This is a genomic window from Rhabdaerophilum sp. SD176 (assembly GCF_030143245.1).
Taxonomy (GTDB): Bacteria; Pseudomonadota; Alphaproteobacteria; order Rhizobiales; family Beijerinckiaceae; genus Rhabdaerophilum.
The window spans coordinates 108,564-131,950 of sequence record NZ_JARJNS010000006.1; the positions used below are offsets into that span (position 1 = coordinate 108,564).

Below are 23,387 nucleotides of genomic sequence, written 5' to 3' on the forward strand. Positions count from 1 at the left end.
ACAAGGGAGGCGCCCATGACGTGGCGAACCGGCACCAGCGCCTATCAATCGCTCCCGCTGGCCATGGACCCGCTGGCAGACTGGATCCGCCCCGAGGTCGTTCGCAGCCCGACCGGCCGGACCCTCCTGCTGGTCCGGCTGGCCGAAGGCGTGGACATTGCAGCGCTCCGCAGCTTCCGGCATGCGCCGGACCCCAACCGGCTTTTCGTGCATCAGGGCCGCGGTGTCACGACAGGCCAATGGCACCAGACGCTGGATATCCCCGCGACGGCCAGCGGCACCTGGAGCAAGGCGCGTTACCTCACTGCCCGCGCATTGCCGCTCTTCTTCGAGTGGCTGCTGGCTTCATCCTCGGTCCAGAGCCTGTTCGACGAGATCACGCTCTGCCAGTCGATCGACGCGCCGCCCGCGCCACTCCGCCTCCGCAGCGCGGCGCTTGCAGCGCCCATGGCAAAGCCGCGGGATGTCCGGGTGCTGACCGGCATCATTGATCACGGGTTTCCGGTGGCCGGTCCGGTTTTCTCGCGCCGCTCGGCTGGGCAGGGAGGTTGGGGCACCCGGCTTCGGGCGCTCTGGATCCAGGATGGCCGGCCGGCTGCCGCTCATCCCGATCAGGGCCTCGCCTCGCCGGAAGGGTTCGAATACGGCGCAAAGATTTCCGGCGAAGGCATTGTCCGGCATCTCGCCAGCGTGGATGGGGACGAGGATCGGTTCTATGCCGCGACCGGCCTTTTCCGGAGCCATGACCGGGACAGCTACTGGACCCAGCTTTCCGCCAGCCACGGCGCCCATGTCTCCGGCCTCGCGCTCGACCCCTCGGGCCCAGTGGACGGATCGGAGCCGGTTGTCGCCGTGCACCTGCCGAAAACCACGGTCGATGACAGTTCGGGCGCGGCCCTTTCGGCGCATGCCTTCGATGCGCTGCGCTTTATCCTCGCCGAAGCGGAACACATTGCCCATCCAGCGCCTGCGCCGCTTTTCGTGCTGGACGAGGGGCAGCCCCGGCCTCAACCGGAAGCGATTGCCGTGCCCCCGGTGGTTGTGAATCTGAGCTACGGGTTCAATGCCGGCCCGCATGATGGCGAGGGGCCGCTGGAGAAGGCGCTGCTCGAGATGCAGACCCTGTGGAGCCGCGCACATCCGCGTTCGCCGCTGGTCATCGTGCTGCCGGCGGGCAATGGCTACCAATCCCAGACCTTCGCCCAATGGGATCGGCATGCCCTGAGCGATCCGGCAAAAGCCCGCGTCATCTGGGAAATTCCCCCGGATGACGGCAGCGCCAATTCGGTCCAGATCTGGTTGCCGCGGGGCTTCCGGGGCAAAGCGCATATCACTCTGACCTCGCCCTCCGGCGCCTCAATGCGGCTGGGCAACCGGAAGGGCACAATCGCCGATCTGCAGGGCCGTTCCGGCGTGCCTGTGGCCATGGGGCTCTATTGCGCGCCGCAGGCTTCCCGCCCGCGCGGGATGTTCCAGCTTGTGGTCGGGCCGACCCAGCCGGATGCGGTCAACCGCTCGGCCAGCGGCGCGTGGGAAATCCGGATCGAGGCCACGGGGCTGCTGCGGAACGAAGCCATCGAAGCCTGGGTGCAGCGGGATGACCTGCCCGTCGCCACGGCGAGACCCTCACGCCAATCGCGGTTCCGGCATGCCGATTTCCGCCCGTTCGATCCGCCCGGCCAACCCGGCGATGGCTCAAGAGAGACGAGCCCCGTCCAGCGGCCGGGCAGCCTGAATGCACTCGCCACAGGGCCCCGCACGCTGGTGATTGGCGCCTGCGCCGCGCGCAAGATCTTCCCGATCGAGGTCTCGCTTTATTCCGGCGGCGGTCGGCCCGAATGGCAGAACGGGGTCGATGGCCTTGCCGCCTCCGATGATTCCGCCTTGCTCCCGGGGCGCCTTTCCTCGGGCATGCGGGCAGCGGGTTCGATCCGCTTGTTCGGTACGAGTATGGCCGCGGCCATGGCGACGCGGGAAATTGCCCGTTTGATCCACCGGTTCCGGCGCGGCAAGCCCAAGACCGTCTTTGCGCAGATGCTGGTCGACCCGCCCGTCCCTGTGCCGGATGCGAGGCGCGGAAATGGCCGGCTCGCGCCGTAGAGGCTGGCTCAGCCTGAATCCGGATCGGCAAGGGCCCGAAGCCGGGGCAGATCGAGGATTTCGATCGTCTGGCGCCCTGTCCGCAGAATTCCTTGGGTGGCCAGGAAAGCGAGTTCCCGCGTTACGGCCTCGCGATGCGTCGCGGTCAGCGCCGCAATTTCGTAATGGGTCGGCGCAGGTTTGATGGTGCAGGCACTGCCCGGCCGGCGGGCCTGCTCGGCAAGGCGAAGAATTGCCTTCCGGATCCGGATCGGGACGGGGTAGACCGTGAACTCGAACACGCGCGCCGAGAGATCGCGCAGCTTGCGGACCAGTTCGCGCGACAGGTTCAGGCCGATGCGCGGATAGCGCAGGATGAATTCGTTGAACTGCTCGCCCCGCATCCGGGCGATCCGCGCCTCGCCGATGGCAATCACATCCGCCGAGCGAAGCTGGCCGTCGACCGCCGCGAATTCCCCGAAATAGGATCCTTCCGCGATGTCGAGATACACGACTTCATGGCCATCCGGCGCGAAGCGCTTGGCCTGCACGCGCCCCGACAGCACGAAGAAGATATCGGTGTTGGGTTCGTCGGTGCTGATGATCGCCTTTCCGGCCGCATAGCGGCGCACGACCACGGCCTGTTCCAGCACCGCAATCGCCGCAGCGTCCAGCCCTTGGAAAAGAACGATTTCCGACAGTTCCGACATGGTTTCCGCCCCCGCGGCCCGCAGACCAAGCCTGCCATAAGAGGACTAGCAAAGTCCCGCGCGGGTGACCACTGGCCGGAGGAAGACTAGGCGAGCACCTGCTGCATGACCACAAGGAGCACCAATCCGAGCCCGGCCTGCAGGAGCGCGGTCAGCGTCACCCAGCGCAGGCCCTGATCGGCACGGAGGCCGGCCTGATCGGAGGCCAACCAGAAATAGCCGTCCTGGATATGCGGCGCCCCGATAGCGCCGGTCGTCACCGCCAGCACAACAAGCGCCCGCCCGGCAGGATCATCCAGCCCCAGCGGCGCCAGCAGCGGAATCATCACGCCTGCTGCGGTGATCGCCGCTGTCAGGGCCGAGCCCTGCAGGATGCGGCTGACAAGGGCGACGAGGAAAGGCAGAGCCAGCCCGAGCCGTGCCGGGCCTTCCGCGACCGCCTCCACCGCGAGGCTGGCGAAGCCATCCTGATGCAGGACGAGCTGGAGCCCGCCCGCGGCACCAACGGCCAGCAGCAGGCCTGCCGAGGCCGTGATGGCGCGGGCAACCGTGCCTTCCCCGACAAGCGCCTCACGGATGGCGGCAGGGCCGGCCGGCAGCAGGGCAAAACCGAGACCGACGACCAGCAGCATGAGCGGCAGGCCGAGGCGGATCATCTGTTCGCGCGTATTGCCGCTGGCCAGCGGCTCACTGGGGATCTGGCCGAGCGCGTTGAGAATGATCATGGCCAGAAGGCAGAGGATAGCAAGCGCAAGACCGAACACGGTCCGGCGCGGCCCGGCCGGCGTAACCGGCATGGCTTCTAGCGGGATTTCCGGTGCGCCACGCGTCAGCCAGAGCCCGAACAGGGCCTGCGCAAGTGCCACGGGTGCGCCAAAGACAAGGACGAGGCGCCAATCCGCCTGCAGGACCGCTATGGCAGCGATCGGCAACGGCGCAGGCAGCATGGCCCCCTGCAGCGCGTTGACAATGGCGGCAGCCCCCAAAGCAGCACGGGAACGGCCCGTCTGGACCAGAACAATCAACGGCTGCAGGACAGCAAGGGACGCGAGCGGTGTGCCGCCGATGCCGGCCGGCAGCGCGACCAGCCAGAGCAGACGGGGCCGCCAACGCTCGGGCAGATAGGCGCGAAGCCGCGCAACAGCGCCGGTCGCGGCGCCAATCCACGCGACAAGAATGCCGGCAAGGATCGTCAGGCCGCCGGCAGCCAGCGACTGGCCGAAACCATTGTGGAAACTGCGCGCAACCCAGGTCAGGTCAACCCGTAGCAACAGGCAGAAGAGGCAGGTCGAAAGGACCAGCGCCACGAAGGGCACCACACGATAGTGGTAGCTCAGGAAGGCCGTGAAACCGACGAGTGCGAACAGAAGAAGGAACTTGGCGTCATCCACGGGCGAGTCTAATCCTTTGGCGGGCCGGTGTCCTTAGCATTGCCGGCTGCCGGATCGGAAGCCCTTGCCGAGTTCCTCCCAACCGGAGTTTCGCGTGTCCTTGCCCAAGCGTATTGCCGCCCTCCTGCTTGCCGGACTCGCAAGCCTGCTGGCCCTCCCCGCCAGGAGCCAGCCCGCGCCGGACAATGACCGGATCGAGGTGCGGGGCCGACACCTCGTCCGCCCCTCCGGCGAGATCTTCCTGATCCGCGGTATCGGGCTCGGCAACTGGCTGGTGCCGGAAGGCTATATGTTCAAGTTCAAGAAGGCGCGCTCGCCGACAGAGATCGCGCGCCTGTTTGCACTGGCGATCGGCGAGGAAGAAGCTGCCCGGTTCTGGACGCGGTTCCGCGAAAACTACATCACGGAAGAGGACGTCGCCTTCCTTGCCAAGGCCGGGTTCAACACCCTGCGTGTGCCGTTGCATTACCGGCTCTTCATGCCGGAAGCGCAGACCGTGCGTGGCAACGAACCGCTGGTCTTCGACGGGCCGGGCTGGGATTTGCTCGACCGGTTCATCGGCTGGTGCCGCAAATACGGTCTCAAGGTCATCCTCGATGCCCATGCCGCCCCCGGCGGCCAGACCGGCATCAACCATGATGACGGAACAGGCTTTCCGCTGATGTTCTATGTCCCGCGCGAAAGCCGGCGGACCATTGCCTGGTGGGAGGAATTCGCCCGGCGCTACAAGGGCGATCCGACGATCCTCGGCTTCGAGTTGCTGAACGAACCGATCTCGACCTATCATGACGAGGACCGGCTGAACTGGCTACTCGAGCCTTTCTACAAGCAGGCCGTGGCGGCGATCCGCAAGATCGACCCTGACCGCGTGATCATCCTGGCCGGTTCGCAATGGGATCAGAACCTCAAGATTTTCGAGCCTCCCTTCGCGCCAAACCTCGTCTATGTCTATCACCAGTTCTGGTCATCGACGCGGCGGGATGCGATCGAGGATTACATCCATTTCTCGCTGAAGAACAACGCACCGGTCTTTCTCGGCGAGGCGGGGGAATTCAACAACCGCTGGAACGAGGCGTATCGCCTGCTCAACGAACGGCATGGGTTCGGCTGGTCCTACTGGACCTACAAGAACCTCGATTCCCGCTCGACCATTGCCAGCATCCGCCAACCCGGGGGCTGGTCGAAAATGGCAGCGCTCGGCTCGATGCCGGTGCCGGACCTTGCCCGTGCCGGCCTGACGCGGGACGAGGCACGCCGCATCCTCGATGCCTATCTCGAGGCGATGCTGTTCCGGAATATCGAGATCCGCCCCTGCTATCTGCGCTCGCTCGGGCTGTCTCCCGAACTCGAACCCGCCTGTGCCGCCGAACGTCTGGCCGGCAGGGGCGACTGACGCGAGGCGCCCTGTAAAGACCACGCATTTCTACGTGGTTCTGGCCCCAAAGTGACGCTCCGGAACCGCTTTGGCCGCGACAATGCTTGACTTTCTCAAGGGCGGCACGCTGTTAGTCCGCCCGTCGGCCGGTTCCGCCTGCGCGACCCAGGTCCTCCAAACGGGAACGCGCCCGGAACAAGAACACGATGAGCGCCCTGAAGGCCAACGCGACGACCGCTTTCTCGCTGGCAGCACTGACAGCCTTGCTGCTCTGGCCCGCCTTCTGGAACGGCGCCCCGCTCTTCTATTATGACAGCGTCGACTATCTCGAGATGCCGTTCACCGGCAGCCTGCCCGTGTTCCGGACCGCGCCGTATGGCTGGTTCCAGTGGTTTGCCCGGATCTCCGGCAGCCTCTGGACGCCCCTCGTCCTGCAGGCGCTGATGGTCGCCACCATGGTTTGGCTCTCGGCCCGCAGCTTCGTGCCAAGGCTGCCGTCCTGGCTGTTCCTGCTCGGCGCCGGCCTGCTGGCCGCCGTCACCGGCTGGGCCTGGTATGTCAGCCAGATCATGGCGGATGCGGTGACCGGCGCGGTGCTGCTGGCTGCTGTCGCGCTGCTCTGCGGCGAGCGCCTGCCACGCGGCCAGAGATGGCTGCTGATCGGGCTGACAGCGATCGGGACATCCTTCCATCTCAGCCATCTCGCCGTCGTTTGCGGGCTTTTCATAGCCGGCGCTGCGGCGCGGATGATCCTCAGCCTGCGGCGGATTTCGGCCCCTCTCCGGCTCGGAGACCTCGCCGCCACAATCATCATCGCCATCGTCATTGCGGTCACTGCGAATTACACCGCGACCGGGCGCATCTTCCTTTTCCGCGACCCCGCCAATCTGCGGCTCGCCCTTTTTGTCGAGACCGGCCTCGTGCAGCGCTATCTCGATGATGTCTGCCCGGGCAATGACAAGGCCTCGCTCCTCTGCCCGTATCGGAAGCGGCTCCCGACCACTGCGAATGCCTATCTCTGGAACACGTTCGGTCCGTTCCACGAGCTTGGTGGCTGGCAGAGCGAGCCGCACAAGCAGGAAGCCAAGGTCATCGTCCGGGAAATCCTGAACCGCTACCCGGGCGAGACCTTCAGCCGTCTCGGCAAGGCGGCCGTCGTGCAGTTCCGCATGGTCGAGACCGGCGATGGCATCCGGCCCATGCACTGGCATCTGGAGAAGCCCATCCGCCGTCTCTATCCCGGTTCCATCGAGGAATTCCTCGGCGCAAGGCAACAGGTGATGATCGACTTTCACAGCTATGCCGCGAGAGATACGATCCTCTACTGGACATCACTTTTCGCGATGCTGTTCTTCGCGATCAGCCGGTGGCTCTCCGGCAGTCGCTGGCCGGCAATGGCCGCTCTGTTCGTGTTCCTCGCCCTTGCCGGAAACGCTGTTGTCTGCGGGGCGTTCTCGAACCCGAACCACCGCTATCAGGGTCGTGTCGCATGGCTTCCCCTGCTCCTCGTTCTGCTTTCCGGCGCCGAGATGGCGGGCCTGCGCCTGAGCAGGGATATGCCAGGCCCTGCCGAGGGCTGACAGGCCGATTTACAGAGCGGCCAGCGAAAGATCTGGTCTGAGGCATTGTTGCTGAACAAAGTCAGTTTGCCTATTTTTTAAGCGTTTTTTTACAGCCGGACCTGAACCGCATACAGAACTGGCCGGCATGCCCCTTGCTTGTCCTGAGGCAGAAACCGGATCGCGCCTGCGAACCGGACCAGCAACAGGAGAGCCAGGGTATGACCAAGATTGTGACAACCGACAGCGCCGGAACACGCCTGACCCGCCGGACCTTGCTCCATACCGGCGCGGCCCTCGGGGCCGGGATCGCCATGCCCGGCATCCTGCGGGCGCAGGCGCGCGAGATCGTCATCGGCGGCGCCGCAAGCCACAAGCCCTGGGTCGAAGCCCATGTGATGCCGGCCTTCGAAAAGAAGTACAATGCGAGGATCACCTTCGAAGGCACGAAGTCGCTCGTAAACCTCGAGAAAATGCAGAAGAACAAGGACAAGCCCTATCTCTCCATCGTGCAGATGGACGACCCGGTCATGATTCTTGCCGTCAAGGAAGGCCTGCTCGAGCCGATCACGCCGGCCAAGGTGCCGAACATGGCGAAGCTCAAGCCCGGCACCGTGCATATGAACGGGATGTGGGCGAACTATCTCCAGCCCTGGCAGGGCATTGCCTACAACACCAATGTGCTGAAGACGCCGCCGACCTCGTGGGCCGAAGCGCTCGATCCGAAATTCAAGGGCCGGATCATCGTGCCGTCGCTTCAGAATACGGAAGGCCTGCCGAACCTCTTCATGTTCGCGCATCTCGCCACCGGCAAGCCCATGACGGAAGCCTACAAGGACATCGACGCCGCCTTCCGCGAAATCAAGAAGCTCAAGCCGAACCTGCTGACCGTCTACAGCCAGATGCCACAGGCCTTCTCGCTGCTGGAGCAGGGCGAAGCGCACATGATCCTGGGCGCGCTGTCTTCCTTCGGGATGCAGCGCCGGCTCGACGGCGCGCCGGTTTCCATGGCCGCGCCGAAAGAAGGCATTTTCCCGGTTCCCTCGGGCATCGCCGTCGTCAAGGGCGGGCCGAACATGGAACTGGCCCTCGCCTATATCAACGAATTGCTGGGAGCCGAGGTCCAGTCCAAGATTGCCCCGCCGACTTTCGCCCTGCCCACCAATGTCGATGCACCGGTTCCGCCGGGCATGCCGACCGATGCGAAGATCCACACGATCGACTGGGCCTTCGTGGCCGAGAACCGCAACGAGTGGGTGAAGCGCTGGGACCGCGAAATGGCCAGCTGAGGCTGGCCTTGCGCCCCTCCCTCTCTCGATCCGAACAGGCCTGACCATGAACCCCGCCCCGTTTCTTGATATCCGGAAGGCGAGCAAGGATTTCGGATCTGGGCCTGTCCTTGACGGAGTCGACCTGGCGGTCTCGCGCGGCGAGTTCATCTCGCTGCTCGGCCCTTCGGGCTGCGGCAAGACCACCCTGCTGCGGATCATCGCAGGCTTGACGGCAGCCGATGGCGGAATCGTCACGCTTGACGGGCAGGAGATTTCCCGCCTTCCGCCGCATCGGCGCGATGTGGGCGTGGTTTTCCAGAACTACGCCCTCTTCCCGCATCTCACCGTGGCGGAGAACATCGCCTTCGGGCTCCGGGCCAAGGGTGCGCCGGCCGCGGAGATCACGGCGACGGTCGAGCGCTTCCTGACGCTGATCCATATGGAGGCTCTTGCCGGTCGCTCGGTCCGGGCCCTGTCGGGCGGCCAGCAGCAACGCGTGGCGGTCGCCCGGGCCCTTGCGACGAAGCCCAAACTGCTTCTGCTCGACGAGCCGTTCTCGGCGCTCGACCGCAAGCTGCGCGAGACAATGCAGATCGACCTGCGCCGGCTGCTGCGCGAACTTGGCACCACGGCGATTTTCGTCACCCATGACCAGGACGAGGCGCTGATCATGTCAGACCGGATCGCAGTGATGAATCGCGGGCGGATCGAGCAGCTCGATACGCCGGAGGCGATCTATGCCCGGCCGGCAACGCCATTCGCCCTCGAATTTGTCGGGCTCTCGACGCGGATTGCCGGCACAGTGACAGGCTATGATCCGGACGGCTTCGTCACGGTCGAGACGCCGCTCGGCACGATCCGTGGTCGTGGGCGGTTCGAGGTCGGGAGCCCGGTGCTGCTCGGTGTCAGGCCGGAGCGGATCCGGTTCGGCGCGGAAGACGGGGCGAATGTCGCCGCACCCGTTCTGACCGATATCGTCTTCCAGGGCGCGCGCATCCAGGCGCATTTCGCCAGCGCGGACCAGCGCCCCGTGATGATCGAGACCTCCGGCGCGTTGCCTGCCGGGCTGACGGCGGGATCGCCGGTCACGATTTCCTTCGCGGTCGAGGATACGATCGCCTATCCGCTGGCCGCAGCATGATGCGCTGGCTCCCCCGCGACCGGATGCTGTGGCTCGCCGCGCCGGCCCTGTTCTATCTCGCCTTTTTCTATGCGATGCCGTTGATCTACCTGCTCGGACGCAGCGTGATCGGCCCGAACGGGCCGACCCTGTCGCTCTTCGCGGGCTTCTTCGCTGACGAGTATAACTGGCGCGTTATCGGCAACACCCTGCGGATCGCCCTGTTGGTGACGCTGGTCTCACTTGTCATCGGCTATCCGGTCGCGCTCGCGCTTGCCCGGGCACGCGGACTGGCGCAGGTCATGCTGCTGACAGCCATCATCCTTCCCCTGTCCGTGGGCGTGGTGGTGAAGGCCTTTGCCTGGCAGATCGTGCTCCGGCGCGACGGGGCCATTGCCAAGCTGCTTGTCGCCACCGGCATCTGGGATGAGCCGCAACGGCTGCTCTTCACCGAGCCCGGCCTCGTGATCGGCGCCGCGAATGTCTTCCTGCCCTTCATGATCCTGCCGATCTATTCGGTGGTGAAGCTGATCGATCCGCGCCTCTCCGAAGCCGGGGCGACCCTCGGCGCAAGCCCGATCTACCGCTTCCGCAAGATCATCCTGCCGCTGACCATGCCGGGGCTGATCAGCGGCATGGCCTTCGTGTTCTCGCTCTCGGTCTCGATGTTCGTCATTCCCAGCCTGTTGATGGGTGACCGGTTCCAGACCCTCGCCACCCTGACCGGCCGGTCCTTCCTGCTGATGCGCAACGAGGCGCTCGGCTCGGCTACCGCCGTCGTGCTGCTGGTGCTCGCGGTTTCGATCGTCGTCGGCTCGACGATCCTCTCGCGGCGGATCGGGAAAGCAGCATGACCGCGATAGAGAAGCTTGCCACAGCCCTGATCTGGACGATTGCCAGCCTGGCGGTGATCTTCCTCATGGCGCCGCTTGTGATCACGGTGGCGGTCTCCTTCGGCGATTCCACCGTATTCTCGCTGCCGCCGCCGGGCTGGTCGCTGCGCTGGTACGAGCGCCTGCCGACGACACGCGGCCTCGCCGCGTCGCTCTGGACCTCGGTGCAGATTGCCGCCCTCTCGACCCTCCTGGCGCTGATCCTCGGCACGCTTTGCGCGATCGCGCTGGTCCGCGGCACATTCCCGGGGCGAGAGGCGATCACAACCTTCCTGATCTCGCCGCTGATGCTGCCGGGCCTCGTGGTTGGCATCGCGATGCTTCAGGGCTTCCGCGCCTTCGGCCTGCGCGATACCTGGACCAGCCTGCTGGTGGCGCATGTGATCATCACCATGCCCTATGTGGTGCGAACGGTCCTCGCAGCGCTCAGCCTGTTCGATTTCACGCTGATCGAGGCGGCGCGCACGCTCGGCTGCTCGTATCTGCAAGCCATCCGGAAGGTGCTGGTGCCTGCGCTGGCGCCGGCATTCCTCACCTCGGGGATGTTCGCCTTCCTCGCCTCTATGGACAATTACCCGATCTCGATCTTCTTTACAGATGCCTGGACAAAAACCCTGCCGATCCAGATGCTGCAGCTGGTGGAGGAACGCCCCGATCCGATGATTGCCGCCGTCTCGACCCTGCTTATCCTGCTGGCTGTTCTGGCCATGATCGTCGGCGACCGGCTGGTCGGGCTGAAGCGGCTGGCGGATTTCTGATCAATGACGCCTTCCCTCCCCTGGCTTGAGCCGACCGACCGCGATTTCGAAGGCTACCGGCACGGCGAACCCGATATCCGCTGGCCCGGCGGGGCCCGGCTGGCGGTTTCGGTGGTCGTCAATGTCGAGGAAGGCGCAGAACTGGCAATTTCTGCCGGGGACGAGGCCAACGAGGCGATCTACGAGGCGCATGAACGGACAGAAGGCGTGCGGGATCTCTGCATGGAGAGCCATTACGAATATGGCACAAGGCGCGGCTGGTCGCGGATCCGGGCGGCGCTGAAGGCCCATCAGGTCCGGGCGACACTCAATGCCTGCGGCCGGGCTTTGGCCCATTCGCCCTGGATCGCCGCCGAGGCCGTGGCTGACGGGCACGAGATTTCCGCCCATGGCTGGCGCTGGGAGCGGCATGTCCATATGGACGAGGCGACGGAACGCCGTGCGATTGCGCGGACCGTGACCGCCATTTCCGCCAGTGCGGGCAGCCCGCCCCGGGGCTGGCACACGCGCTCGGCCACCTCGCCGAATACCCGCCGCCTGCTGATCGAGCATGGCGGATTCCTGTATGATTCCAACGCCTATAACGATGATTGCCCCTTCATGGCCCATGAGCGCGGGCGCGATCTCGTGATCCTGCCCTATGCGTTCGACACGAATGACATGCGGTTCCAGCCCGGCGGGGCCTTCGTGCAGGGCGATGATTTCGCCGCCTACTGCATCGCCGCGTTCGACCGCCTGTATCGCGAGGGTGCCGACGCGCCGCGCATGCTCTCGATCGGGCTTCATCTCCGGATCATCGGACGCCCGGCCCGGATCGGTGGGCTGGAGCGCCTGCTGGCGCATATGGCCGGCAAGCCGGGCGTCTGGTTCGCCCGGCGCGACGAGATCGCCATGGCGTGGCGGGCCGGGCTCGGCCTGCCCGCCTGGGCGCCGCGCCCTTCCCTCTCCGCCTTCGAGGTCACTCCATGAACCGTGGGCGCGACATAGCCGCCGCCGTGCAGGGGGGCAGGCTCGACCCCGTCCAGCTGGCGCGGGAGGCGGCGGCGGCCTGTATCGCCAGCCAGGGCCAACTCAACGCACTGACCGTGATCGACGGCGCGCGGGCAGAGGCCGAGGCAGCGGCGATCCCGGCTCGTCTGGCAGCCGGCGAGAGCCTGCCGCTGGCTGGCGTGCCGATCGTGGTCAAGGACAATATCTGGGTCGGCGGCTGGCGGATCACCCAAGGCTCGATGGCCTTCCGCGATCATATCGCCCCACGTGATGCCCTCTGTGTCGAGCGCGCCCGGAAAGCCGGTGCGGTGGTCGTGGCGATCGGGCATTGCCCGGAATTCGCCTGCAAGGGCAATACGCGCTCGCCGCTCCACGGGGTGACGCATCACCCGATGGATCCGGACCTGACGCCGGGTGGCTCCTCGGGGGGCAATGTCGCCATCGTCGCGGCCGGCGCGGTGCCGATGTCGATTGGCACGGATGGCGGCGGATCGAGCCGCCGCCCGCCGGCTCATTGCGGGCTGGTCGGGTTCAAGCCGAGCTACGGTGCCATCCCGCACCCGTTCGGTTTTGCCGAGCCGTTCTGGTGGATCACCTGCATCGCGCCGATCACGCTTGATGTGGCCGATGCGGCGCTGCTCTTCGCCGCGATGGCGGGTCCGGACCTGCGGGATCCGGAAAGCCGGATGATCATGCCTCTGCGGAATGAGGACATGAAGGGCTTCCGCCTGGCATGGCATCCGACCCTCGGCCTCGACGCGCCGGTCGATTCCGATGTGGCGGAAGTCTGTGACCGCGCCATCGCAGCGCTACGACAGGCGGGATTGCGTATCGCCGGCGCTGCTCCGGCATGGCCGGCGCCCGCGCTTCGGTCGAGCCTCGCCGCGATCCAGTTTGCCGGGCTCGCGGCCTTGCATGGCGAGGCCTATCGCCGGGATCCGGAGCTGACGGATCCGGATGTCGCGGTCCAGATCGAGCAGGGCTTTGCCGCGAAGGGCACGGATGTCGCGCTCGGGCTGGAGGCGAGCCAGCAGATCCGCCGAGCGCTGGGCGCCTTCTTCGTCGAGCATGACCTCCTGCTCTCCCCCACCACCCCTTGCGTTGCGTGGCCACATGCCCAGCTCGGCCCGCCGGAAATCGGCGGCAAGCCGGTCGACCCGCGTGGCCATGCGGCTTTCACGCCCCTCTTCAACCATGGCCAGAACCCGGCCCTCTCGATCCCCTGCGGACGCGGCCGCGATGGCTTGCCGGTCGGCCTGCAGATTGCCGGTGCCGTGGGCGAGGATTACCGCGTCCTCACCTTTGCCGCCGAAGCCGAACGCATCCTCGCTGAAGCGGGGCTCTGGGCGGGGCTACCATGAAGATCCTGCTGCTCAACCCCAACATGACGGAAGCCGTGACCGAACGGCTGGCCGGAGCGGCCCGGCCGGTGCTTTCGCCCGGCACGCAGCTCGAGACGGCGACGGCGCCGTGCGGCTTCCCCTATATTTCCAGCCGGGCGGAAGCACAGGTTGCCGGCGCGATCGCCCTCGAGATGCTGGCCGAACGGCAAGGCACTTTCGATGCGGCGATCATCGCCGCTTTCGGCGATCCCGGCCTGTTCGGGGCCCGGGAATTGTTCGATGCGCCTGTCATCGGCATGTCGGAAGCGGCGATGCTCACCGCCTGCATGCTCGGCAAAAGGTTCGGTATTGTCAGCTTCGCGGCCCAGATGGGTCCGTGGTACGAGGAATGCGTCGAGAGCCATGGGCTTGTGCCACGCTGTGCGGGCGTGTTCTGCCTCCGGGAGGCCTTCACCTCGATCACCGATGTCGCCGCCGAGAAGCAGGAGGCATTGGTCGCACTGGCCGGCGAGGCCGTGGCGAAGGGCGCGGATGTGATCATCCTCGCCGGAGCGCCGCTGGCCGGGCTGGCGCGCGAGGTCGCGACGCTCATTCCCGTGCCGCTCGTCGATCAGGTGCAGGCGGCGGTCCGGCAGGCCGAGACGCTCGTGGCCCTGGCACCGCACAAGGCAAGCGCAGGCGGTTTCCGCAGGCCGGGTGCCAAGCCAACCAGCGGCCTGAGCCCGGCCCTTGCGGCGCGCTTCGAGCATAATGACTGACGGACCGAGGAGGACAGAATGGCCGAATTCGACCTAGCCATCCGCAATGGCACCGTGGTGACCGCATCCGACACGATCCGATGCGATATCGGTGTGCGCGGCGGCCGGATCGTCCAGCTGGCCGAGGCGATAACCGGCGCTGCGCGCGAAATTGATGCCAGCGGGCTGATGGTGCTGCCAGGCGGGATCGACAGCCATGTCCATCTCGATCAGGATTCCGGCCCCGAAATCCGGATGGCAGACGGTTTCGAGAGCGGCACCCGCGCGGCTGCCGCCGGCGGCACGACGACCGTGATCGCCTTCGCGAAGCAGAAGAAGGGGACGTCGCTGCGTGCCTGCGTCGAGGCCTATCACAAGAAGGCCGAGGGCAAGGCGCTGATCGATTACGGGTTTCACCTGATCGTTTCCGATCCGACGCCCAGCGTTCTCAACCAGGAATTGCCGGCTTTGTTCGGCGATGGCTGCACCTCGTTCAAGGTCTTCATGACCTATGACGATCTGGTGCTCAACGACCGCCAGTTGCTGGATGTCTTCGCCGTGGCCCGCCGCGAACAGGCGCTGGTGATGGTCCATGCCGAGGGCTACGACACGATCAAGTATCTCACCGAGAAACTGGAAAGCGAGGGCAAGACCGCGCCCTATTTCCATGCCGTTTCCCGGCCGCAACTGATCGAGCGTGAGGCGACACACCGCGCGATCAGCCATGCCGAACTGATCGACGTGCCGATCATGATCGTCCATGTCTCCGGGCGCGAGCCGATGGAGCAGATCCGCTGGGCGCGGCAGCGCGGGCTCAAGGTCTATGCCGAGACCTGCCCGCAATACATTTCGCTGACGGCCGATGACCTGAAAGGCGAGAACCTCGAGGGCGGCAAATATGTCTGCTCGCCACCGCCGCGTGACGAGGACAGCTGGAACGCGATCTGGGAGGGTCTGAAAGACGGAACCTTCCAGGTCTTCTCCTCGGATCATTGCCCGTTCTTCTATGACAGTACGGCCGGCAAGCTGCATCCCAAGGCGGCACAATCCTTCCGATATGTGCCGAACGGCATTCCCGGAATCGAGACGCGGATGATGATCCTGTGGTCGGAGGGCGTGGCCAGAGGGCGGATCAGCCCGAACGAATTCGTGGCGCTGACAGCAACCAACCATGCCCGGATCTACGGCCTGTACCCCCGCAAGGGGACAATCGCTGTCGGGGCTGATGCCGATCTCGTTCTGTGGGATCCGAACCGAAAGGAAACCATCCGGCAGGAGGCCCTGCATCACGGCTCGGATTATACGCCTTGGGAAGGGTTCGCCGTGACCGGCTGGCCTGTCATGACCATTGCCGGCGGGCGGATCGTCGTGGAGGAGGGAAAGGTGCTGGGCCAGCCAGGCGATGGCAGCTTCCTGCGCCGCGATATCTCTCCCTATGCAAGAGCCGGGGGCTGAACTCGGCCGTCAGCCTGCCTCGGCGATAACGCTGACATGCGCCGCCGCCACCTTCCAGCCTTCCGGCGTGCGGACCCAGACCTGGCTTTGCCGCCCGACCTTGCCGGGCTGGTTGTCGCGGTAGAAGAGCGTCCAGGCCGTCGCGCAATCCCGGCCATAGGTGGTGATCACCGTCCGGTCCAGCCGACGCGCCAACCCGACGGAAGGGCGTGCCGCGCGGAAGGCCGCGATCTCGGCATAACCATAGAGGTTCTCCGTGGCGCCGAAGCGGATCGTCGTGTCCCTGTCGAGGAACAGCGCATCGAGCGTTTCGACATCGTTCGTCACGAGCGCGGTTTCATAGCGCGCGAAGACGGCCTCAACCTCGGCGAGCACGTCGGGGATGTTGATTTCCATGGTCCCTTTCCAGTCCTGCTGTCAGGCCTGGACAGGCAATGGCCGTGCCACCCTGCCCTGCGCCCCGGTCAGGAAAAGGCGTAACCCTGAACGATGCGCACCACATCGGCCAGGTTGCGCGCCTTGAGCTTCTGCATGCCCCATGCGCGATGGCCCTCGACAGTACGCGGGCTGATGTTGATTTTCAGTGCGATTTCCTTCGTGCTGTATCCCTCGGCAGCCAGTACGAGCACCTGACGCTGGCGGGGCGGAAGCGCCTCGAACTGTTCGCGCATGGCCAACCGGGCCAGTTCGGCCGCCCTGCGGTCCCGCGTGGCGGCGATTGCGTCGTGGATCAAGGCGAGAAGGCCCGCCTCGTTGAACGGCTTCTCGAGAAAATCATGGGCGCCCTGCTTCAGGGCCGAAACCGCCATCGCCACATCGCCATGGCCGGTAATAACAATGACCGGCGGCGCGGCCGGGTGGGCGGTGACATGGCGGACGACATCAAGGCCGGACTGGCCTGGCATCCGCACATCCGTCACGATGCAATCGAGTTGGAGCCCCTTGTCGAAGCGATAGAGGAATGTCTCCGCATCGACGAAGCACAATGTCTCCATGCCGCCCTGCGCGAAGAACATCGACAGCGAATCCAGAACGGCGGGATCATCATCCAGCAAGGCGAGGCGTGCCCTTTCCATCCTCTCTCTCCTTCTTTTCAGCCGGCCGGCAGGGACACGACAATCCGCGCGCCTACCGTGCCGTTGCCGAGTCGCAGCAAACCGTCATGAGCCTCGACAATTGTGCGGCTCAATGCAAGCCCGACGCCGATTCCCGTCTCTTTCGTCGAGAAGAACGGAATCGGCACGCCGTTGATCAGCTCCACTGGAAGGCCGGGCCCGCTATCCGACACAATGGCATCGACAAGGCCGTCACGCGGGGGCAGCACCTCGATGCCGATCTGCCCCCCGGATTCCATGGCCTGCGCGGCATTCTGGATCAGATTCACGAAGACCTGTTCGATCTGGAGCTGGTCGGCCATGACCAGCGGAACCGGGTTTGGCAGGCGGAGCTTGCAGGAGATGCCCTTTGCCGTGAGGTCTCCGAGGCACAGCGAACGGGCATTTGCGATGATCTCGCCAAGGTCATGCGGCCGTTGCAGGGTTGTGTCGAGCTTGAACAGAGCACGAAGCCGCCGCACCACATCGCCGGCCCGCGTGATCTGCCCGCTCGATTTCTCCGCCGCCCGCCGGGCATCCTCGATATTCAGCGCGCTTTCCGCCAGCGCGCTTGTTACCAGCCGGGAATAGGTGCCGGCAGCCATCAGGGGCTGGTTGATCTCATGCGCGATCGACGAAGCGAGCTGCCCCATGCTGGCGATGCGGGCCATGCGCTCGACGGCCTCCTGATGCTGCCGGAGCTGGCGCTCGAAACGCAACCGCTCGACAACCAGCGCGCCGATAACCAGCCCGGTCACCGTGAGCACCAGCAGGCGGGCCTGCAATTCGGGAATGTCGACCCTGGCATTGGGGAGTGTCTGCGAGGCGACGATCAGCCCGACCTGGGTGACGGCCAGCCCGACACTCGCCGCCTCGATCCCGCCGCGCGCGGCCATCCAGATAATCGGCAGCGAGAGGACGTAGAAGGACTGGAAGGGCTGGGACTTGTCGAGAAAGGCCAGCGTGAGGAAAACGGCAAGAATGGCCGCGAGATGAAGCAACCAGTCCCGCAGGCGCAGGATATGCCAGCGGTTCCGGATCGCGACGATACCCAGCGGCGCGACCATCACGACGCCGAGAAAATGCGCGACCCAGAGATCGAGGATATCGCGCACGCTGACCGGGTCGCTCCGCTCCGCGCCGAAGGCCTGCGCGAGGCTGACCAGACCGGTAGCGGCGGCGGCCTCCAGAGCGGCGATGGCGAGGAGCGTCGCCAGATCCCTGAGCGATGCGAGCGCCGGGTCAAACCGCATGCGCCGGCTGGTCAGGACCAGCAGGGCAAGCGCTGTCGTGGCGCCCAACGACAGATCACGGAGCAGTTCGACCATCCCGGGCAGGCGCGACTGGTCGAGAACAAGCTCTGCCAGCACCGGCGCCAGAATGACGGCAGGCAGGTAGATGTTGCCGAATTTGAGAACGAGAATGTAGGACAGCCCGGAATTCAGCGAGACAATCGCGGTGTCGTCGGGAATCCCGGCGCGGCGATAGGCGAGATTGTCGAGCAGGACGAACAGGACGAAATAGGCAAGGCTCGGCCCGATACGTCCGGCCCAGACCCGCCAGTCGGTTCGATCCCCTGCGGCCCTCACCCGCCCATGCTCCCCTCTTCCGATTGTCCAGCCGGCTCAGTTCAGCCGGATACCTGTCTCCCGCGAGAAGAAATGCAGGTTCTCCGACCGGGCGATTGCCCGCAGTGATGTGCCGATGGCCGGAAGGTCCCGGCCGGGAATCCGCACAATGATCTCGGGCCCCTGCCCGCCCAGCGCGCCATAGATGTAGCTCTCGGCCCCGACAGCTTCCACTGCGGTGACCGTGAGATCAATGGCCAGCGCGCCGCTTTCTGCGGAGAGCTCGAGATGCTCCGGTCGGACACCCAGCGTCACAGAGCCGGAAACCGGGCTGGCGAGGCTCAGCCCGGGCAAGCCAGTGGCCGGCAGGTCGAGCAGGTTCATCGGCGGTGCGCCGATGAAGCCGGCGACGAAAACGGTCATCGGCCGCTCGTAAAGCGTGATCGGCGCGCCGGCCTGTTCGACCTGCCCCTTGTTCATGACGACGAGCTGGTCGGCCAGCGTCATCGCCTCGAGCTGGTCATGGGTCACATAGATCGAGGTGGTGGCCAGCGCGCGTTGCAGCTTCTTGATCTCGACGCGCATCTGGATGCGCAGCTTGGCATCGAGGTTGGAGAGCGGCTCGTCGAAGAGGAAGACCTTCGGCTTGCGCACGATGGCCCGGCCCATGGCGACACGCTGGCGCTGGCCGCCGGACAGGGCGCGCGGCTTGCGTTCGAGGAAAGGCTCGACCTCGAGGATGCGCGCGGCCTCCCGGACGCGGCGGTCGATCTCGTCCTTCGGCGTGCCACGATTGCGCAGGCCATAGGCCATGTTGTCGTAGACCGACATATGCGGATAGAGCGCGTAGTTCTGGAAGACCATCGCGATATCGCGATCCGCCGGCTCGACCTCGTTGACCTCGCGATCGCCGATCGAACAGGTGCCGCCGGAAATGGTCTCCAGCCCGGCCACCATGCGCAGCAGGGTGGATTTGCCGCAGCCCGAAGGCCCGACCAGGACGCAAAACTGCCCGTCCGCGATCTCGAGGCTCACGCCTTTCACGGCCTCGACACCGCCGGGATAGACCTTGCGGACAGACTGGAGGCGAACGTCACTCATTTCTCGGTCTCCACGAGGCCCTTCACGAAGAGCCGCTGCATCACCACCACCACGAAGACCGGCGGCAGCATGGCGAGGATTGCCGTGGCCATGGCGAGCTGCCATTCGGTCAGGGCATCCTGCGTGACGATCATCTTCTTGATGGCGATGACGATGGTCTGCATGTTGTCTTTCGTCGTGATCAGCAGGGGCCAGAGATACTGGTTCCAGCCATAGATGAACTGGATCACGAACATCGCCGCGACCGACGTGATCGAGAGCGGCAGCAGCGTGTCGACGAAGAATTTCATTGGCCCTGCGCCGTCGATCTTCGAGGCCTCGACCAGCTCGTCCGGCACCGTCATGAAAAACTGCCGGAAGAGCAAGGTCGCGGTGGCCGAGGCGATCAGCGGGATGGTCAGGCCGGCGAATGTGTCGAGCAGGTTGAGATCGGCGACGATCTTGTAGGTCGGGAAGATGCGCACCTCGACCGGCAGCATCAGCGTGACAAAGATGATCCAGAAGGCCGTCATCCGGAACGGGAAGCGGAAATAGACGACCGCGAAGGCCGAGATCAGCGAGATCGCGATTTTCCCGATGGCGATGGTCAGCGCCATGATCAGCGAGTTGAGCATCATCGTGCCGACCGGTTCGCGCGTCGTGGACGAGGTCCCGACAAAGATCGTCCGGTAGTAGTTCTCGGCGAAATGCGGGCCGGGCCGCAGCGGCATCGTGCCGTTGGAGATGGTGGCGGCATCCCAGGTCGAGGCGATGAAGGCCACGTAGACCGGGAAGGCGACGATCGCGACGCCGATCATCAGGATCAGATGCGGCAGGAAATCGAACAGGCGGCGGCGCTGGACCATTGGTGGAAATCCTTGAACGGGCTCAGAGCGGCTTCATGCTGGTTGTCAGGACCAGCATGATTCCGGAAAGCAGCTCCTTGCCCTTGTCGGCCACGGCGCTCGACGATACGACGTCCGCTCGGCGGGAATAGGTCACCACCTGCGGCTGGCTAGGAGCGGAGGGCGCGCGATTGGTGGCATCCGCCCGCGCTGCGATTTCCCATTGACCCTTGTTCTGGGCATGGGGATCGATGCTCAGCAGGAACCAGATCGCCTTGGCGGAATCGAAGCCGGCCGCCTGCGCGAGCGCGGGATATTTATCGCGGGTGTCGCCGATCTTCAGGAGCACGATGGGCTTCTTCGCCTTTGCAGCGAGATCGGCCAGATGCTTGCCCGCTTCCGTGCAGGCCTGCAGCGACCAGGCCTGACCCGCTGCCGGCTTGCAGAAGAAGAAGATCCCGTCGTGATAGTCGATTTCCGGCTTCGGCGACGGCGCGGTCTGGGCCAGCGCGCCAGCGGAAAAGCCAGCAACCATCAATGTCAGCAGGGCATTCCAGCGTCGATGGGTCATCAATATTGCACCTTCCGCTCGACATACCGGAACTGGACGGCCGTGAGCAGGATGACGATCACCATCAGCACCACGCTCTGCGCTGCGGAGCCACCGAGATCGCCGCCGGAACGGCCGTCGGAATAGACCTTGTAGACCATGGTCTCCGTGCCCTTGGCCGGCCCGCCCTGCGTGGCGGCATCGATGATGCCGAACGTATCGAAGAAGACGTAGACGATGTTCACGACCAGCAGGAAGAAGGTTGTCGGCGAGAGCAGCGGGAAGATGATGGTCCAGAAACGGCGGGCCGGCCGCGCGCCGTCGATGGCGGCCGCCTCGATCACCGATTTCGGGATGGCCTGCAAACCGGCGAGGAAGAACAGGAAATTGTAGGAGATCTGCTTCCAGGTCGCGGCCATGACCACCAGCGTCATCGCATGGTCCTGCCGGAGCAGCGGGTTCCATTCAAGGCCGGCGACGCGCATCGACTGGCTGAGAATACCCAGCGAAGGCTGGAACATGAAGAGCCACAGCACCCCGGCCACGGCCGGCGCGACGGCATAGGGCCAGATCAGCAGCGTCTTGTAGCCCGCCGCGAACTTGATGTGCCGGTCCGCCTGAACCGCAAGGAGAAGCGCGATGGAGAGCGAGAAGAACGCGACCAGCGACGAGAAGACCGCCGTGGTCAGCATGGACTTGTAATATTCCGGCTTCGAAAACAGCACCTCGTAATTCTCGAACCAGACGAACTGGGTCGAGAGCCCGAAGGCATCCTGCACGAGGAAGCTTTGCAGCACGGCCTGCCCGGCCGGCCAGTAGAAGAAAACGAGCGTGATCAGGAGCTGCGGCGCCAGCAGCAGATACGGCAGCAGCCTGCCGTTGAAAACGACGCGCTTCTCCATGATCCCCTTCCCCCGGTTCCGCACAAGGCGGAACGAAACGAGTCGGCCTGACCCTTGTTCAGGTCAGGCCGACCGACACATGCCATGCGCCGGCTTCAGCGCGAGACGGTCCGCTCGAACTGGCGGAGCATGTCATTGCCCTTGCTGACGGCAGAGTCCATCGCGTCTTTTGCCGACTTCTTGCCCGTCAATGCGGCTTCGTATTCCTCGGCCCAGATATCGCGGATCTGGACGAGGCTGCCGAAGCGGAGACCGCGCGAATTTTGCGTCGGCTCCTTGTTGTTGAGCTGCAGCAGCGGCGTTTCGAGATGCGGGTTCTGCTTGTAGAAGCCCGAAGCCTTGACCTTCTCGTAAGCGGCCTTGGTGATCGGCAGATAGCCCGATTCCGTGTGCAGCTTCACCTGGCGGTCGACATTCGAGAGGAACGAGAAGAACTTGGCGACGCCCTTGTATTCGTCGGCCTTCTTGCCACCCATCACCCAGAGCGAGGCCCCGCCGATGATCGAGTTCTGCGGCGCTCCAGCAATGTCGGGATAATACGGCATCACGGTATTGCCCCATTCGAATTTCGCATTGGCGCGAACATTGCCGAAGAAGGCGGAAGACGTCAGGAAGATCGGGCACTCGCCGCTCGTGAAGCGGCCTTCGCCGGTGTTGGTGCGGCCGGAATAGTCGAACGTCTTGTCCTTCTGGAGGTCCATCAGGTTCTGCAGATGGCGGACGAAGAGCGGCGCGTTGATCTGGAACTGCGTGTCGAAACCGTCCATGCCGTTGGCCTTGGTGCCAAGCGGGGTATTGTGCCAGGCGCCGAGCTGCTCAATGTTCACCCAGGTGATCCAGGCCGACGAAAAGCCGCAGGTCGGGCTGACGGCCTTCAGCTTCTTCGCGGCCTCGAACACTTCCGGCCAGGTCTTGGGCGGCTGATCCGGGTTCAGGCCGGCCTGGCGGAACTTGTCCTTGTTGAACCACATCACCGCCGAGGACGAGTTGAACGGGAAGGAGAGCATTTCGCCCTTGGTGGTCGAGTAATAGCCGGTGATCGCCGGGAGATAGGCCTTCGGATCGAACGCTTCGCCCGCTTCCTTCATCATGTCCTGTACCGGCTTGATGGCGCCGCGGGCGCCCATCATCGTCGCGGTGCCGACCTCGAAGACCTGCAGGATATGCGGCGCATTGCCGGCGCGGAAAGCTGCGATCCCGGCATTCAGCGTATCGGCATAAGAGCCCTTGTAGGCCGGAACGACCTTGAAGTCCTTCTGGCTGGCATTGAACTCCTCGGCCAGCCGAACGATGACATCGTTGTTGGCGCCGGTCATGGCATGCCACCACTGGATCTCGGTCTGCGCCTGCGCGGGCGCAGTGCCGAGCGATGCGGCCAGCACCGCGGCGCCGAGCAGTGAACGACGATCGAATTTCATGAGAAATCTCCCTGGCGAACTTCTTGTTGGGAAGCAGGATGAGGATGGCTTCCATTCGATTTTCCGAATGGCTCATGAAAGGCTAATCAGCGTCGGATGACAAGTGTGTGACAATGCCGCGACAGAGCAGACATCCGCAATCCTCGCCCGTTCATGGTCGTTCCGCCTTGGAATTTGGCCATTTCAGGTATGAAACCGATGGATGGCCGGGACACACCCCGATCTCGACCCGCTGGTGCAGACATGGTG

The 23,387-nt window shown here is 64.9% G+C and carries 21 protein-coding genes; 11 read left to right on the top strand and 10 right to left on the bottom strand.

The window, feature by feature from the left end; translation table 11 throughout:
• Positions 1–15: 15 nt before the first annotated feature.
• On the top strand, positions 16–2,100 hold the full coding sequence (locus P0652_RS15005) for a S8/S53 family peptidase (protein WP_284179665.1): 2,085 nt from the start codon (positions 16–18) through the stop codon (positions 2,098–2,100).
• A gap of 8 nt (positions 2,101–2,108) precedes the next feature.
• Here P0652_RS15005 and P0652_RS15010 read toward each other — a convergent pair whose 3' ends face one another.
• Both P0652_RS15010 and P0652_RS15015 read right to left on the bottom strand, forming a co-directional pair.
• Positions 2,109–2,789: a Crp/Fnr family transcriptional regulator gene (locus P0652_RS15010; RefSeq protein ID WP_284179666.1), complete on the bottom strand. Its 681-nt coding sequence runs from the start codon at positions 2,787–2,789 to the stop codon at positions 2,109–2,111.
• Positions 2,790–2,875: 86 nt separating this feature from the next.
• Positions 2,876–4,180, bottom strand: coding sequence for a GntT/GntP/DsdX family permease (locus P0652_RS15015; protein WP_284179667.1), 1,305 nt, complete (start codon positions 4,178–4,180; stop codon positions 2,876–2,878).
• Between the two features lie 94 nt (positions 4,181–4,274).
• Between P0652_RS15015 and P0652_RS15020 the strand changes: the two genes are divergently transcribed.
• The 10 genes from P0652_RS15020 (at position 4,275) to hydA (ending at position 15,681) form a co-directional block, all read left to right on the top strand.
• The gene (locus P0652_RS15020; protein ID WP_284179668.1) at positions 4,275–5,573 is read left to right on the top strand and encodes a glycoside hydrolase family 5 protein; all 1,299 of its coding nucleotides are present in this window, start codon (positions 4,275–4,277) and stop codon (positions 5,571–5,573) included.
• A gap of 188 nt (positions 5,574–5,761) precedes the next feature.
• Complete coding sequence (locus tag P0652_RS15025; RefSeq protein ID WP_284179669.1) at positions 5,762–7,135, top strand: hypothetical protein; 1,374 nt, start codon at positions 5,762–5,764, stop codon at positions 7,133–7,135.
• 200 nt (positions 7,136–7,335) lie between these two features.
• Positions 7,336–8,403, top strand: a complete 1,068-nt coding sequence (locus P0652_RS15030) for an ABC transporter substrate-binding protein (protein ID WP_284179670.1) — start codon at positions 7,336–7,338, stop codon at positions 8,401–8,403.
• A gap of 46 nt (positions 8,404–8,449) precedes the next feature.
• Positions 8,450–9,526: an ABC transporter ATP-binding protein gene (locus P0652_RS15035; protein ID WP_284179671.1), complete on the top strand. Its 1,077-nt coding sequence runs from the start codon at positions 8,450–8,452 to the stop codon at positions 9,524–9,526.
• Positions 9,523–10,359, top strand: a complete 837-nt coding sequence (locus P0652_RS15040) for an ABC transporter permease (RefSeq protein WP_284179672.1) — start codon at positions 9,523–9,525, stop codon at positions 10,357–10,359. Before P0652_RS15035 ends, P0652_RS15040 begins: the two co-directional genes overlap by 4 nt.
• Entirely contained in the window at positions 10,356–11,156 is an 801-nt protein-coding gene (locus P0652_RS15045) for an ABC transporter permease (RefSeq protein WP_284179673.1), read from the top strand. The genes P0652_RS15040 and P0652_RS15045 overlap by 4 nt, the downstream gene beginning before the upstream one ends.
• Before the next feature lie 3 nt (positions 11,157–11,159).
• Positions 11,160–12,125, top strand: coding sequence for a polysaccharide deacetylase family protein (locus P0652_RS15050; protein WP_284179674.1), 966 nt, complete (start codon positions 11,160–11,162; stop codon positions 12,123–12,125).
• A complete protein-coding gene (locus tag P0652_RS15055) occupies positions 12,122–13,507 on the top strand; it encodes an amidase (RefSeq protein WP_284179675.1) in 1,386 nt (461 codons plus the stop codon). Before P0652_RS15050 ends, P0652_RS15055 begins: the two co-directional genes overlap by 4 nt.
• On the top strand, positions 13,504–14,247 hold the full coding sequence (locus P0652_RS15060; RefSeq protein WP_284179676.1) for an aspartate/glutamate racemase family protein: 744 nt from the start codon (positions 13,504–13,506) through the stop codon (positions 14,245–14,247). The genes P0652_RS15055 and P0652_RS15060 overlap by 4 nt, the downstream gene beginning before the upstream one ends.
• Before the next feature lie 18 nt (positions 14,248–14,265).
• A complete protein-coding gene (gene hydA, locus P0652_RS15065; RefSeq protein ID WP_284179677.1) occupies positions 14,266–15,681 on the top strand; it encodes a dihydropyrimidinase in 1,416 nt (471 codons plus the stop codon).
• A gap of 9 nt (positions 15,682–15,690) precedes the next feature.
• Here the strand turns inward: hydA and hpxZ are convergent, their stop codons facing one another.
• From hpxZ to ugpB, 8 genes are all read right to left on the bottom strand, one after another.
• Positions 15,691–16,077, bottom strand: coding sequence for an oxalurate catabolism protein HpxZ (gene hpxZ, locus P0652_RS15070; RefSeq protein ID WP_284179678.1), 387 nt, complete (start codon positions 16,075–16,077; stop codon positions 15,691–15,693).
• A 68-nt stretch (positions 16,078–16,145) separates the two neighbouring features.
• The gene (locus P0652_RS15075) at positions 16,146–16,757 is read right to left on the bottom strand and encodes a response regulator transcription factor (RefSeq protein WP_284179679.1); all 612 of its coding nucleotides are present in this window, start codon (positions 16,755–16,757) and stop codon (positions 16,146–16,148) included.
• 17 nt (positions 16,758–16,774) lie between these two features.
• The gene (locus P0652_RS15080; protein WP_284179680.1) at positions 16,775–18,364 is read right to left on the bottom strand and encodes an ATP-binding protein; all 1,590 of its coding nucleotides are present in this window, start codon (positions 18,362–18,364) and stop codon (positions 16,775–16,777) included.
• Between the two features lie 36 nt (positions 18,365–18,400).
• The gene (locus P0652_RS15085; protein WP_284179681.1) at positions 18,401–19,444 is read right to left on the bottom strand and encodes a sn-glycerol-3-phosphate import ATP-binding protein UgpC; all 1,044 of its coding nucleotides are present in this window, start codon (positions 19,442–19,444) and stop codon (positions 18,401–18,403) included.
• A complete protein-coding gene (gene ugpE, locus P0652_RS15090; protein ID WP_284179682.1) occupies positions 19,441–20,289 on the bottom strand; it encodes a sn-glycerol-3-phosphate ABC transporter permease UgpE in 849 nt (282 codons plus the stop codon). Before ugpE ends, P0652_RS15085 begins: the two co-directional genes overlap by 4 nt.
• Positions 20,290–20,311: 22 nt before the next feature.
• Complete coding sequence (locus tag P0652_RS15095) at positions 20,312–20,839, bottom strand: hypothetical protein (protein WP_284179683.1); 528 nt, start codon at positions 20,837–20,839, stop codon at positions 20,312–20,314.
• The gene (ugpA, locus tag P0652_RS15100; protein ID WP_284179684.1) at positions 20,839–21,720 is read right to left on the bottom strand and encodes a sn-glycerol-3-phosphate ABC transporter permease UgpA; all 882 of its coding nucleotides are present in this window, start codon (positions 21,718–21,720) and stop codon (positions 20,839–20,841) included. The genes P0652_RS15095 and ugpA overlap by 1 nt, the downstream gene beginning before the upstream one ends.
• A 95-nt stretch (positions 21,721–21,815) precedes the next feature.
• The gene (gene ugpB, locus P0652_RS15105; protein ID WP_284179685.1) at positions 21,816–23,138 is read right to left on the bottom strand and encodes a sn-glycerol-3-phosphate ABC transporter substrate-binding protein UgpB; all 1,323 of its coding nucleotides are present in this window, start codon (positions 23,136–23,138) and stop codon (positions 21,816–21,818) included.
• Positions 23,139–23,387 lie beyond the last annotated feature (249 nt).

Coding starts and splice junctions, on each gene's coding strand:
- P0652_RS15045 (WP_284179673.1), top strand. CDS start 10,356: ATGACCGCGATAGAGAAGCTTGCCACAGCCCTGATCTGGACGATTGCC.
- hydA (WP_284179677.1), top strand. CDS start 14,266: ATGGCCGAATTCGACCTAGCCATCCGCAATGGCACCGTGGTGACCGCA.
- P0652_RS15030 (WP_284179670.1), top strand. CDS start 7,336: ATGACCAAGATTGTGACAACCGACAGCGCCGGAACACGCCTGACCCGC.
- P0652_RS15075 (WP_284179679.1), bottom strand. CDS start 16,757: ATGGAAAGGGCACGCCTCGCCTTGCTGGATGATGATCCCGCCGTTCTG.
- hpxZ (WP_284179678.1), bottom strand. CDS start 16,077: ATGGAAATCAACATCCCCGACGTGCTCGCCGAGGTTGAGGCCGTCTTC.
- P0652_RS15005 (WP_284179665.1), top strand. CDS start 16: ATGACGTGGCGAACCGGCACCAGCGCCTATCAATCGCTCCCGCTGGCC.
- P0652_RS15095 (WP_284179683.1), bottom strand. CDS start 20,839: ATGACCCATCGACGCTGGAATGCCCTGCTGACATTGATGGTTGCTGGC.
- P0652_RS15085 (WP_284179681.1), bottom strand. CDS start 19,444: ATGAGTGACGTTCGCCTCCAGTCTGTCCGCAAGGTCTATCCCGGCGGT.
- P0652_RS15035 (WP_284179671.1), top strand. CDS start 8,450: ATGAACCCCGCCCCGTTTCTTGATATCCGGAAGGCGAGCAAGGATTTC.
- ugpE (WP_284179682.1), bottom strand. CDS start 20,289: ATGGTCCAGCGCCGCCGCCTGTTCGATTTCCTGCCGCATCTGATCCTG.
- P0652_RS15055 (WP_284179675.1), top strand. CDS start 12,122: ATGAACCGTGGGCGCGACATAGCCGCCGCCGTGCAGGGGGGCAGGCTC.
- ugpA (WP_284179684.1), bottom strand. CDS start 21,720: ATGGAGAAGCGCGTCGTTTTCAACGGCAGGCTGCTGCCGTATCTGCTG.
- P0652_RS15040 (WP_284179672.1), top strand. CDS start 9,523: ATGATGCGCTGGCTCCCCCGCGACCGGATGCTGTGGCTCGCCGCGCCG.
- P0652_RS15010 (WP_284179666.1), bottom strand. CDS start 2,789: ATGTCGGAACTGTCGGAAATCGTTCTTTTCCAAGGGCTGGACGCTGCG.
- ugpB (WP_284179685.1), bottom strand. CDS start 23,138: ATGAAATTCGATCGTCGTTCACTGCTCGGCGCCGCGGTGCTGGCCGCA.
- P0652_RS15025 (WP_284179669.1), top strand. CDS start 5,762: ATGAGCGCCCTGAAGGCCAACGCGACGACCGCTTTCTCGCTGGCAGCA.
- P0652_RS15060 (WP_284179676.1), top strand. CDS start 13,504: ATGAAGATCCTGCTGCTCAACCCCAACATGACGGAAGCCGTGACCGAA.
- P0652_RS15050 (WP_284179674.1), top strand. CDS start 11,160: ATGACGCCTTCCCTCCCCTGGCTTGAGCCGACCGACCGCGATTTCGAA.